At 58.1% G+C, this 10,886-nt stretch carries 12 protein-coding genes, 2 tRNA genes and 1 pseudogene; 3 read left to right on the forward strand and 12 right to left on the reverse strand.

The window, feature by feature from the left end; translation table 11 throughout:
• The 5 genes from ACTH3D_RS10865 to dapA form a co-directional block, all read right to left on the reverse strand.
• Positions 1 to 332, reverse strand: a 332-nt coding sequence (locus ACTH3D_RS10865; protein ID WP_441667131.1) for a response regulator, incomplete at its 3' end; no start/stop codon positions are given.
• A 182-nt stretch (positions 333 to 514) separates the two neighbouring features.
• A complete protein-coding gene (purC, locus tag ACTH3D_RS10870) occupies positions 515 to 1,228 on the reverse strand; it encodes a phosphoribosylaminoimidazolesuccinocarboxamide synthase (protein WP_441667133.1) in 714 nt (237 codons plus the stop codon).
• Positions 1,229 to 1,293: 65 nt separating this feature from the next.
• Positions 1,294 to 2,139 (reverse strand): MBL fold metallo-hydrolase, encoded by an 846-nt coding sequence (locus ACTH3D_RS10875; RefSeq protein WP_441667134.1) that lies wholly within the window; start codon positions 2,137 to 2,139, stop codon positions 1,294 to 1,296.
• Positions 2,139 to 3,104, reverse strand: a complete 966-nt coding sequence (locus ACTH3D_RS10880; RefSeq protein ID WP_441667135.1) for a lipoprotein, NlpB — start codon at positions 3,102 to 3,104, stop codon at positions 2,139 to 2,141. Before ACTH3D_RS10880 ends, ACTH3D_RS10875 begins: the two co-directional genes overlap by 1 nt.
• Positions 3,105 to 3,194: 90 nt before the next feature.
• Positions 3,195 to 4,079: a 4-hydroxy-tetrahydrodipicolinate synthase gene (gene dapA / locus ACTH3D_RS10885; RefSeq protein ID WP_441667136.1), complete on the reverse strand. Its 885-nt coding sequence runs from the start codon at positions 4,077 to 4,079 to the stop codon at positions 3,195 to 3,197.
• Positions 4,080 to 4,301: 222 nt separating this feature from the next.
• Here dapA and ACTH3D_RS10890 point away from each other — a divergent pair, with 222 nt between their 5' ends.
• Positions 4,302 to 4,778 carry a peroxiredoxin gene (locus ACTH3D_RS10890; protein ID WP_441667137.1) on the forward strand — a complete coding sequence of 159 codons (477 nt, stop codon included), beginning with the start codon at positions 4,302 to 4,304 and terminating at the stop codon, positions 4,776 to 4,778.
• A 97-nt stretch (positions 4,779 to 4,875) separates the two neighbouring features.
• Here ACTH3D_RS10890 and ACTH3D_RS10895 read toward each other — a convergent pair whose 3' ends face one another.
• The 4 genes from ACTH3D_RS10895 to ACTH3D_RS10910 all read right to left on the reverse strand — a co-directional run bounded on the left by ACTH3D_RS10895 (position 4,876) and on the right by ACTH3D_RS10910 (position 7,152).
• Positions 4,876 to 5,295: a helix-turn-helix domain-containing protein gene (locus ACTH3D_RS10895; RefSeq protein WP_441667138.1), complete on the reverse strand. Its 420-nt coding sequence runs from the start codon at positions 5,293 to 5,295 to the stop codon at positions 4,876 to 4,878.
• A gap of 3 nt (positions 5,296 to 5,298) precedes the next feature.
• Positions 5,299 to 5,586 carry a type II toxin-antitoxin system HigB family toxin gene (locus ACTH3D_RS10900; RefSeq protein WP_441667139.1) on the reverse strand — a complete coding sequence of 96 codons (288 nt, stop codon included), beginning with the start codon at positions 5,584 to 5,586 and terminating at the stop codon, positions 5,299 to 5,301.
• 226 nt (positions 5,587 to 5,812) lie between these two features.
• Complete coding sequence (locus ACTH3D_RS10905) at positions 5,813 to 6,907, reverse strand: AI-2E family transporter (protein ID WP_441667140.1); 1,095 nt, start codon at positions 6,905 to 6,907, stop codon at positions 5,813 to 5,815.
• Positions 6,904 to 7,152 (reverse strand): sulfurtransferase TusA family protein, encoded by a 249-nt coding sequence (locus ACTH3D_RS10910; RefSeq protein WP_441667141.1) that lies wholly within the window; start codon positions 7,150 to 7,152, stop codon positions 6,904 to 6,906. Before ACTH3D_RS10910 ends, ACTH3D_RS10905 begins: the two co-directional genes overlap by 4 nt.
• A 168-nt stretch (positions 7,153 to 7,320) precedes the next feature.
• Between ACTH3D_RS10910 and ACTH3D_RS10915 the strand changes: the two genes are divergently transcribed.
• The gene (locus tag ACTH3D_RS10915; protein ID WP_441667142.1) at positions 7,321 to 8,790 is read left to right on the forward strand and encodes a M48 family metalloprotease; all 1,470 of its coding nucleotides are present in this window, start codon (positions 7,321 to 7,323) and stop codon (positions 8,788 to 8,790) included.
• 31 nt (positions 8,791 to 8,821) lie between these two features.
• On the opposite strand, the gene nadA is transcribed toward ACTH3D_RS10915, so the two are convergent.
• The 3 genes from nadA to ACTH3D_RS10930 all read right to left on the reverse strand — a co-directional run bounded on the left by nadA (position 8,822) and on the right by ACTH3D_RS10930 (position 10,414).
• The gene (gene nadA, locus ACTH3D_RS10920) at positions 8,822 to 9,847 is read right to left on the reverse strand and encodes a quinolinate synthase NadA (RefSeq protein WP_441667143.1); all 1,026 of its coding nucleotides are present in this window, start codon (positions 9,845 to 9,847) and stop codon (positions 8,822 to 8,824) included.
• A gap of 343 nt (positions 9,848 to 10,190) precedes the next feature.
• A tRNA-Lys gene (locus ACTH3D_RS10925) sits at positions 10,191 to 10,266 on the reverse strand.
• 72 nt (positions 10,267 to 10,338) lie between these two features.
• A tRNA-Lys gene (locus ACTH3D_RS10930) sits at positions 10,339 to 10,414 on the reverse strand.
• A 175-nt stretch (positions 10,415 to 10,589) separates the two neighbouring features.
• Here ACTH3D_RS10930 and ACTH3D_RS10935 point away from each other — a divergent pair.
• A pseudogene (locus ACTH3D_RS10935) lies at positions 10,590 to 10,886 on the forward strand (hypothetical protein); the annotation flags it as partial.

The following is a 10,886-nucleotide window of genomic DNA, read 5'->3' on the forward strand; positions in this document are numbered from 1 at the left end:
CGAAATGGCTTGGTGACGAAGTCGTCGGCGCCTTTGCTGAGCGCCTCAACAACATCTTCTTCGGCGCTACGATTGGTGACCATGATGACTGCGGGCGGCACCTCGAAATAGCCGCGAATCCATTCAAGCAGCACGATGCCAGAAGTGTCGGGCATTTCCCAGTCAAGCAGCACCAGCTTATAGGTGTCGCGCTTGAGCGCCCGAATCAGGTCGTCGGCGGTCTGAAATACCTGGATATCAACCAGGTCCGGTAGCTCTTTCGTACTTTCAGATAGCGCCTGACGCATCTGCTCAAGCGAGATGCTGTCGTCGTCCAGTACTGCTATGCGCATTATGACTCCTCACCGTGCATGGCATCATGCCATCCTGCGTCCTGCTGCAAAAAGCATGCTTGCATTTCGACAAGATAAACCCCACCACTACCATGAGGATACGGTTTTTAATATTAACTGCCAACTGTACTGATCTCGTTGTGCCCTAGGCCTTGGCTAGCTGTTTTCGAGGCACTCCGCGCTCAAGCCAAGGGCGCACCAATTCGACGCCCCACTTCTTCATAGGCTTCTATCACACCACCTAGATCCTGACGGAAACGGTCCTTGTCAAGCTTTTCTCGGGTGTTGGCATCCCACAGGCGGCAGCCGTCGGGAGAAAATTCATCGCCGAGCACAATATTACCCTTGTACACCCCGAACTCCAGCTTGTAGTCCACCAGCAACAGGTCGCCTTCGGCAAACAGCGCCTTGAGCACGTCGTTCACGCGGAAGGTTAGAGCTTTCATTTCTGCCAACTGCTGTGGCGTGGCCCAGCCAAAGGTTTCAGCCAACGATTCGTTGATCAGCGGGTCATGCAAGGCGTCATTTTTCAGGAACAGCTCAAAGGTGGGGGGCGCCAGCAACTGCCCTTCTTCCACGCCAAGCCGCTTGACCAGGCTGCCTGCAGCAATATTGCGCACCACGCACTCGACGGGAATCATGTCGAGCTTCTTGACCAGGCTCTCGGTGTCCGACAGCAGCGCATCAAAGTGGGTGGGAATGCCGGCCTCTTCCAGCTTCCCCATGACGAAGGCGTTGAAGCGGTTGTTGACCATTCCCTTCCGCGCCAACGACTCCATGCGCTCGCCATCGAAGGCACTGGTGTCGTCGCGGAAGGTCAGGACCAGGCGGTCCGGGTCATCGGTGGTATGAACTGACTTGGCTTTGCCGGCGTAGAGTTCCTGGCGCTTTTGCATGGGTGTCTCCATGGGGAGGGAAATGGTTGGTCGAGTTGCTGTTCGCAGATGCACTTTACAGAAAGTCAGCGGATGGCTTGCCAGCCTTGCCCCTGGTGCTGGGCGGCGATGGTCAGGCGCGATTCGTCACCGTCGAGCAGCGGGCACAGGGCCTCTAATGCCAGCTCGGGGCGGTTATTTTGCTCAGACAAATGCGAGCAGACAATGGTTTGTAGGCGGTCGAGCCCCAGCTGCTGAAGCAGCTCAGCGGCCTGGCGGTTGGCTAGATGACCCCAGCGCCCGCCAACACGGCGTTTGAGGTTTGCCGGATAGGGGCCGGTCTGAAGTAGGCGTTCGTCGTGGTTGCACTCAAGAAAGAGCGCATCGCAGCCGCGAAAGGCCTCGATGACATGAGCACTTGGATGGCCCAAATCGGTCAGCAGGCCAAGTCGACAATCGTCGGCGGAGAAGCAGAACTGCACCGGCTCGCGGGCGTCGTGGGGCACGGTGACCGGGTCGATGCTGAGACTATTGATGGTAAAGCGCTGCTGGGGGGTGATCCAGCACAGTTGCTGCGGCGCGATACGCCCGAGTCGGCCCGCGCGCCAAGTGCCCGGGGTGAGATATACCGGTAGCTTGTAGCGTCGGGCCAACGGGCCGACGCCGCTGACGTGATCGCCATGCTCGTGGGTCACCAAAATGGCGTCGAGCTGGCTGGCCGACACGCCCAGCCAGGACAACCGCTGCTCAGTGTCTTTCAGGGTAAAGCCGCAGTCAGCCAACAAGCGGGTGATGCCATCGCTGACCAGAGTTGCGTTACCCTGGCTACCACTGCCTAGCGAGGCGAAGAACAGCCGACCGTCGGCCAGCCCGCCACCCACCTGACAGAACAGCTGCTCTGCCGCATGAACCGGTGTGGCCAATGCGGTCATCAGCGCAACAGGTCCGCCACCCGCTCCAGCACCTCGTGCGCATCACTCTCGCTGAACTCTCGCTCGCTCTCGTTGCTGACGGTCAACACACTGCTGTTGGGCCCGGTGGCTTCGAGATCAAGACGCAACGTCTGCGACATCTGCCGTACATCGGGGCTGATGATGATTTCTAGCATGTTGCGGTCGCGCTCCGACATCACCATGTAGTCGATCAGGAAGTCGTGGCGCTGGGGTGAGGTTTCCAGCAGCTGACGCTCACCTTCGACGATGAAGTCGGCCTCCAGCTGGTGATTGAGCTCGGCATACACGCGTTGGATGGAAAACGGCAGCTTGAGCAGCCACTGGCCATTTTCTTTTTCCAGCAGCGGACGCACACGCTGCTCTGCGGGACGCTGCACCACCAGCGAGGAAGCGCTGGAAACAGCCGTTGTGGACTCGAAGTAACGCTCAAGCGCCTGCAGGCAGTCTCCCTGGGTAGTGCCGTTGCGCTCGCAACGTACTTCACTGATGCCGGCATGCAGGCCAGGTTGCAAGCTGATGTCGCCGGCATTGGTAACCAGCAAGCCCTGGGAGGGCTCCTGGCGCTGAATGCTCAGGCCTTGTTGACGTATAAAGCCCTCCATCTGACCCCATACGGCAGCCGGCTCGGCACCGACGACCAGCCAGCGCGTATCGCCGGCCTGACGGCGCGCTACGCTGCCCGGCTTCATCGAGCTGCCAACGCCCAGTGCACGCGGCGGCGACAAGCGAAAGTCCGAATCGACGGAAGCAAAGCTGCCTGCACTCTCGGGCACCGCCATGCGGTTGCCAAAACGCTGCTGATTGCGGGTTTCTGGCAGCACCAGCGGCTTACTCAGCTTGGCATCGGCGTAGTCAGTTTCTCGGTCATCAAAATACCCTTCACGGGCACAACCGGCTAAGGCCAGGGCAGCCACTAGCGGCATCCATTTCAGCGCAGAACTCATGCATCCACCTTGCATTATTTTTTAGAAAGCCCGTGTTAAAGACCCGTTTAACGGCCCGCTTTACAGACCGGACTCTACAACGCCCTGCTATCAGTCGTCGATCACACCGGCCAGCTGAAGTGCCTCGCTGACGGTGGAGTGGTATCTCTCGGAAAGCCAAGTCAGCGGCAACCGGATACCGGGCTCAATCAGCCCCATACGGTTGAGGCTCCACTTTACCGGAATCGGGTTAGCCTCAACGCCTAGGTTAGTATGCAGCGGCATCAGCCGAGTGTTGATCTGATGGGCCTTGTCGGCATCACCGGCCATGGCGGCGTGGCACAGGTCGCGCATAGCGCGCGGCGCCACATTGGCAGTGACCGAAATATTGCCGTGCCCGCCCATCAGGATGAAGTCACAGGCAGTGCCGTCGTCGCCGGAATACAGCATGAAGCCGCTGCCCTTGAGCTGGCTGATCAGATCTTCGCCACGCTCTAAGTTGCCGGTGGCGTCCTTGAGGCCAATGATGTTGTCTACCTCGGCCAGCCGCAACACGGTTTCGTTGTAGATGTCTGAGCAGGTGCGGCCCGGCACATTATAGATGATGACCGGAAGGTCGCTGCTCTCTGCGATGGCCTTGAAGTGCTGGAACAAGCCTTCCTGAGTGGGCCGATTGTAGTACGGCGCCACAGTAAGGCAGTACTCGGCCCCCACTTCGGTGGCGTAGCGCGTTAGCTCAACCGCCTCGCGGGTGTTGTTGGAGCCGGTGCCGGCAATGACCGGGATGCGACCGTCAACCTCTTCCACCACGCTGCGAATCACATCAAAGTGTTCGGCAAACGACATGGTGGTCGGCTCGCCGGTGGTACCGGCGGCGACAATGGCATCGGTGCCGTTGTCGAGATGAAAATTGACCAGGCGACGCAGTGTCTCCCAGTCAATATCACCGTTGACCTTCATTGGAGTCGCCAGTGCGACAATACTGCCTGTGACCATGCTACTTTTCTCCTCTCGCTACCGGCCGCTGCCAGTTTGAGCCGCCGCAGCGGTGCCCCGCCCGCGTTACAATACCAAATGTCGAATGTTACTCAGCACCAGAGGGACTGTACAGCAAGGACTTTACAGTTTGTCCTAGCTTGCGTGTAATCAAGTACCTATTCACTACCGCCCAGCGGCAACATTACCCCACCTACACTGGGCTAAACATGAGGAATTTCCATGTCTGTAAAACTGGGTCACGCCGTGCCGGATTTTACCGCAACCGCCACCGGTGATACACAACTGACGCTGTCAGCGCTGCACGGCCAGCAGGTAGTGATCTACTTCTACCCCAAAGCCAGCACCCCGGGTTGCACCACCGAAGGCGGCGACTTCCGCGACCACAAAGCCGACTTCGACGCCGCCAACACCCTGATTATCGGCGTCTCCCGCGACGGCATCCGCGCCCAGGAAAATTTTAAAGCCAAGCAGGAGTTCAACTTCCCACTGGTTTCCGACAAGGACGAAACTCTGTGCCAGCTGTTTGACGTCATCAAGCTCAAGAAGATGTATGGCAAGGAGCACCTCGGCATCGAACGCAGCACCTTCCTGATTGACAGCCAGGGCAAACTGGCCAAGGAATGGCGTGGCGTGAAGGTCAAAGGCCACGTTGAAGAAGTGCTCAACGCAGCGCAAGAGCTGCACCGTTCGCAATGAACCCACCCCACCGCCGCTGCGCGGCGGTTTCGCCCTGTGAACAAGGCTTCTACGAAAACCGGTGCCGCTGTCAGGCGCCTGGGGTTAGAGCTCTGTTCTATCTACCCCCTGCCTGGATCTGGAACACATCGGTAGGCACTCCAAAACGCTCAGCCAATTCACACACTTGGCGCCAGTTCAGTTGGCGCTTGCCCGAGAGGATTGCTGATACCACAGACTGGGCACCTACTTCTGGAAGCTCGCTTTGTAAGACACGATGTTCAGCCATGAGGTAGCGCAGCACCTCTGCACCAGGCGCTTTGGAAATGGGCCGATGGTTCTCGTCATAGGCTTCAATGACATCTCCAAGGCAAACAGCAAGACTCGCCAACGGATGGTCTTCATCATCACCCATCATGTCGAGCAACTCATCCAGAGCAGCCACCTTGGCGTCGTAGTCTTCTTCGTTTTGGGGTTCTGAAAGCAGCGGTTCAATGTACGCCCAGTGAATGGCTGCCTGATCAAGCATGGCGTTCATGGGTCACTCCTTCCATTTGGCTTTGTCATATTCGTCATGATCAAGAATGTCGCGGATAAAAACTCGCTTAGCCCGGTAGTGCACGATGGCAATCAGCCTGATCTTGTTGCCGCCGATATCGAAAACATGATGACTGCCAACCTTATCGGTGGCCGGAAAAATGCCCTTCATCGCAGCGAAGTCTTTGGGCTCGGCGACCTTCATCAGCCGATACCATGCTTCCAAAGCACTTGCAGACTGCGGCCACTTCGCCATGGCTTTCCAGATGCGTTTTTGTGTGACGATGTGCATGGACATTTCCCTGTCTCGACACAGAAAGAGTATAGCAGATTGCTATATCTGGCAACTTCCCATGTTTTAATGCACCCACCCCGCCGCCGCTGCGCGGCGGTTTCGGCATGTAAACATGCCTCCTACGAAGACCTGCTCAGCGGCACATTCAGGTTTCCCCACCAACCCCTGTCCAGCGGCACATTCAGGTTTTCGTAGGAGCTGTTTTCAGACACCGATGGCGCCGTCAGGCGCCTGATACGGCTTCGGTTTCTTCTCGACGCTGTTCGATTCCACGCGGCCAGGCGTAGAGCAGGGCTTTCATGAGTGTTGCCAGGGGAATGGCGAAAAATACGCCCCAGAACCCCCAAATGCCGCCGAAGAACAGTACAGCGAGGATGATGGAGACGGGGTGTAGATTAACCGCTTCGGAAAACAGCAATGGAACAAGGACATTGCCGTCGATGGCCTGGATAATGGCATAGGCAATGAGAACGTAGAAGAACTGGTCACCCAGGCCAAATTGGAAGCCGGCAACTGCCATGACCGGCAAGGTGGCAACCGCGGCGCCGATAAAGGGTACTAGGGTGGAAACTCCGACCAGCACGGCGAGCAATGCAGAATACCGCAGCCCGATAAAGGTGAAGATGAAGAAGGTAACGGTGGCGACGATGATGATTTCAATGAACTTACCGCGCACGTAGTTAGCTATTTTGTTGTCCATCTCTCGCCACACCCTACTCATTAGGTCGCGCTGGCGGGGCAGCAGCGATACGGCAAAGCTCACCAGCTGACTACTGTCCTTGAGCATGAAAAGCACAAGGATAGGCACTAGCACCAGGTAGATGATCAGCCCCATCACGTTGCCCAGCGAGGCCAATGACAGGGTGACGGCATGCTGCCCAAGCAAGCTGAGCTCTCGGCTGGCCATGCTGATCCAGGTCTGAATCTGGTCTGGAGTGATTAGTTGCGGGTAGAGCGCCTGAAGGTCATCCACCATTTCGCGGCCACTGGCCAGCATACGCGGCAGCTCATGCACGAAGTTGACCAGCTGGCTCCAGATCAGCGGCATCAAGATAAGCGCTATTGCTAGCAGGGTGCCGATAAATATCAGGTAAACCAGGGCGATTGCCAGCAGGTGCGGCACCCGGTGACGGGTCAGGAAATTCACTCCACCTTGCAGCAGAAAGGCGATAATCAGTGCGGTAAAAAAAGGGGCCAGCATTTTTCCAAACAGGATGACGGCGGCGAAGCCTAGCACCAGCACGATCAGCATGATCACTGCTTCTTCGTCCGAGAAGTACTGCTCCATCCAGCCACGAAACAACGAGCGCAGTGTCATGACGCCACCTCCTTTCCTTTGCGTATCCAAAAATAATAGATGCCGTTACGCTCCTCACGAGCCTCCAGCTCGTGGGTACTGAGTTCGACAAACGATTCGAAGTCGCGCCAGGCTCCAGCATCGGTGGCCATTACTTCTAACAGCTGGCCAGACGAAAGCCGGGACAGCGCCTGCTTGGCCTTCAATAAAGGCAGCGGGCATGCCAGACCGCGTGCGTCGAGCACGCCATCAGGTTGCACAGTCATATAGTCTCCCGGGACAATACTGGCGAGGTGTCGCTGCCGTTCGCTTTTTGCTAATCCAGCAACCTAGCTACCCGACAACAACCTTGTGTATTTAAAGGCACTTTCTATAGCGAATCAATGTCAAAGGGACGCTGTTGTCTGTGTCATGCTCACCGATGAGGTCCATCAATGCTGCGCGACTCTTTGCCTGGCTGGTCTGTTTCCCTGGTTTTTAGCCTGCTGCTGACCACCTCTGCGTTGACGCCTGTCTGGGGCCAAACCAGCCTCGATCTTTCACTACCCAGCCTAACTAGCACGAATACCCAGGCGATCAGCGGTGAGGAAGTGCGCCTCGGCCGCGCTTGGTTGCGCCAGTTCCGTGCCCATGCGCCGGGCTGGGAAGACCCGATCAGTGAGGACTACGTCAATACGCTGGTGGCGCGCCTGCTGCCGCACAGCCAGCTTTCAGGCATCGACACTGTAGTAACTCTAGTGGCCAGCGATCGGCTGAACGCGTTTGCCGTGCCTGGCGGCGTGATCGGGATCAATGCCGGCCTATTTGCTTTTGCTGAAGAGGAAGCCGCCATGGTGTCGGTGCTGGCCCATGAGCTTGGCCACCTCTCCCAGAGCCACTATGCCCGTGGCAAGGCGCGCGCTGAGCAGATGCGGCTGCCGGCCATGGCGGCGATGTTGACTGGCATGCTGATTGCTGCCGGTGGTGGCGGCGACGTTGGCCTTGCGGCCGCGGTAGGCTCCCAGGCGGCGCTGTATCAGGACCAGCTGGCTTACTCACGGCGCTTTGAGCAAGAAGCCGACCGTATCGGTCTGCAGGCCATGGCGAGTGCGGGTTATGACCCTCAGGCAACGGTTGATCTGTTTCGCACCATGCAGCGCCAGCTGGCATTGCAGGGCGGCAATCCGCCGGAGTTTCTGCTCACTCACCCGCTAACCGAGTCGCGTATCAGCGATGCTCAGTCGCGCGCAAGCCAGATCAAGGTCACCAACCCTCGCCCGGAAGACTTGGCCTACCACCTGACCCGCGCCCGAGCACTGCTGGCGATTCACGATCGCGACCCCAACCAGGCCGCAACCCGGCTAGAGCGCAGCAAGACTCCCTCAGCGGCCCAGCGCTATTTGGCGGCACTGATTGATGCTGAGAAAAAACACACCGATAGCGCGCTCAGGCAACTAGATAGCCTGGCACGGGCCAATCCGGACCTCGCCATGCTCCCGGCGTCAGCAGTTGAGGTGGCGCTGAAGGCAGGGCGTGTCAATGATGCGATTGACCGAGCGCGCAGGCAACTGCGGTTGATGCCGAGCTATCAGCCCACTCAGCTGATGTTAGGCGAGGCGTTACTGCAAACCAACCCTGATGAGGCCTACCGGATACTCAATGACCTCGCTGGTCAGCGACCCGAAGACCCCCAGGTGTTTGCGCTGCTGGCTGAGGCCGCTGGGCGCAGCGGTCGGGAGGCCTGGGGGCATCTGGCGCGGGCCGAGCAGCAGCAGCTCACGGGAAATATCGACCGCGCTATCCACCAGCTTGATGTGGCCAAGGATGTGGCCAGGCAACAGGGCGACCTGAATGCATCCAATCGCATCGAGCTACGCCGCGAGGCGTTTATTGGCTACCGGGAAACCATGGATGAGTTCCGCTAGCCGCCTGCCCTGCTGCCTGGCTAGCCGTTGGTCAGGCATTGAACTCCAGCATGCGCGTCAGGGGCCTCAGTGCGGCCTGACGCAGCGACTCCTCTACCCTGACTTCACCGCTGCCCTGACGTAACGCAGCAGCCAGGTTGTCCAGCGCATTCATGGCCATCCATGGGCAGTGCGCACAGCTCTTGCAGGTGGCGCCGTCTCCAGCGGTGGGTGCTTCGAACAGAACCTTGTCCGGTGCGGCCTGTAGCATCTTGAAAAAGATGCCACGATCGGTAGCCACGATCAGTTGCTTGTTGGACAGCTGTTTCGCAGCCTTGATCAGCTGCGACGTTGAACCTGCCACATCGGCCAGTTCCACTACGGCGGCGGGTGACTCAGGATGCACCAGCACGGCGGCATCGGGATACAATTTCTTGAGATCCTCAATGCCTTTGGCCTTGAACTCCTCATGCACAATGCAGGCGCCGTCCCATAGCAGCATGTCGGCACCGGTTTTCTGCTGGATATAGGCACCCAGGTGTTTGTCCGGTGCCCACAGGATTTTCTCACCTTTGGCCTGCAGGTGCTCGATCACATCCACCGCGATGGAGGAAGTCACCACCCAGTCGGCGCGGGCCTTGACCGCCGCCGAAGTGTTGGCATAGACCACCACGGTCCGATCGGGATGGGCATCACAGAAGGCGCTGAACTCTTCCGGCGGGCAGCCAGTATCCAGCGAACAAGTAGCTTCCAAAGTGGGCATCAGCACGCGCTTTTCCGGCGACAGTATCTTAGCGGTTTCGCCCATGAAGCGAACACCCGCGACAACCAGAGTATCGGCAGGATGCTGGGCACCAAAGCGGGCCATTTCCAGGGAGTCCGACACGCAGCCGCCGGTATCTTCGGCTAGCTGCTGAATCGCATCGTCGGTGTAATAGTGCGCCACCAGTACGGCGTTGTTAGCCTTGAGAAGCTGCTTGATCTCTTCAACTCGGGCCTGATCTACGGTGGCAGGCCGGGTCGGGCAATAACTGATCGCCGGCTGTTCATACAGCTCGGCAGAGGTCATGTTTGTCATCGTGTCTACCACTGTGACTGGCAGGGGCTCCCCCTGCATTTCGCCAAGTGCCACAGCCGACGCGCTCCGCGCCGGGTGGCACAGCCGATGGGCTGGGCGATGCGTCTTCCGCGATGCCCAACCCACCATCATTTTAGACTGAACCGGGATGATTTGCTCGAACCACTGTTTTAAATGAATTGCAGGGGCAACCTTCAGGTTTTCAAGGAGCTGTCTTCAGACAGCGATGGCGCCGTCAGGCGCCTGGTTGATGCGGTTTCGCGGCACAAGCGCCTCTCCTACATCCTGGGCGAAACCACAATGCAAAACGCCCCTGCCTTGGTGTAGGCAGGGGCGTACTGTCTGGTGGGTCGTGCAGGATTCGAACCTGCGACCAATTGGTTAAAAGCCAACTGCTCTACCAACTGAGCTAACGACCCAGAGTGCTTGGCGGCTCAGTCGCCTTGCACTGGTCTTGCTATTGGCCTCTATGGCCAAGTAAACCGTTCGCTTGGTGGGTCGTGCAGGATTCGAACCTGCGACCAATTGGTTAAAAGCCAACTGCTCTACCAACTGAGCTAACGACCCTTGCGAACGCGTGCAGATATTACGGACTCAGCCAGCACATGGCAAGCAGTTTTTCAGTTTGGTGTTTTTCGGGTTGTCATGGACATCAGTCACAAACCGATGAAGAATGTCACCTGTGGCTTGCTGCCCACTTGCAACCCCCTTACTTATCCCTGCCAACAAGATGAGATCCAACATGCCTTTGCGTCGTCCGTTGCTGCTCACTGCGCTGGGCCTAGCGATAATTTTTAGCTGGGCAATGCCCTCTTTTACGCTATGGATTCACATCGATGACCGTGTTTTCTGGTTTTTCAACCACACTCTCAGTGCTGACAACCCTGGGTGGACGACGCTGCTGGCGGCGATGAACAGCCGCTTCTTTGATCTGGTGGTCATGGCACTCATGTTGGGGCTGATGGCGCTGGCCTGTCAGCGCGACCCCCAGGGAGAACGCATGAAAACTTTCACACCGCGAGAATGTCAGCAAGATACG

This window comes from Halomonas sp. (genome assembly GCF_052095765.1).
GTDB lineage: Bacteria > Pseudomonadota > Gammaproteobacteria > Pseudomonadales > Halomonadaceae > Halomonas.

Coding starts and splice junctions, on each gene's coding strand:
- purC (WP_441667133.1), bottom strand. CDS start 1,228: ATGCAAAAGCGCCAGGAACTCTACGCCGGCAAAGCCAAGTCAGTTCAT.
- ACTH3D_RS10875 (WP_441667134.1), bottom strand. CDS start 2,139: ATGACCGCATTGGCCACACCGGTTCATGCGGCAGAGCAGCTGTTCTGT.
- ACTH3D_RS10880 (WP_441667135.1), bottom strand. CDS start 3,104: ATGAGTTCTGCGCTGAAATGGATGCCGCTAGTGGCTGCCCTGGCCTTA.
- dapA (WP_441667136.1), bottom strand. CDS start 4,079: ATGGTCACAGGCAGTATTGTCGCACTGGCGACTCCAATGAAGGTCAAC.
- ACTH3D_RS10890 (WP_441667137.1), top strand. CDS start 4,302: ATGTCTGTAAAACTGGGTCACGCCGTGCCGGATTTTACCGCAACCGCC.
- ACTH3D_RS10895 (WP_441667138.1), bottom strand. CDS start 5,295: ATGAACGCCATGCTTGATCAGGCAGCCATTCACTGGGCGTACATTGAA.
- ACTH3D_RS10900 (WP_441667139.1), bottom strand. CDS start 5,586: ATGCACATCGTCACACAAAAACGCATCTGGAAAGCCATGGCGAAGTGG.
- ACTH3D_RS10905 (WP_441667140.1), bottom strand. CDS start 6,907: ATGACACTGCGCTCGTTGTTTCGTGGCTGGATGGAGCAGTACTTCTCG.
- ACTH3D_RS10910 (WP_441667141.1), bottom strand. CDS start 7,152: ATGACTGTGCAACCTGATGGCGTGCTCGACGCACGCGGTCTGGCATGC.
- ACTH3D_RS10915 (WP_441667142.1), top strand. CDS start 7,321: ATGCTGCGCGACTCTTTGCCTGGCTGGTCTGTTTCCCTGGTTTTTAGC.
- nadA (WP_441667143.1), bottom strand. CDS start 9,847: ATGACAAACATGACCTCTGCCGAGCTGTATGAACAGCCGGCGATCAGT.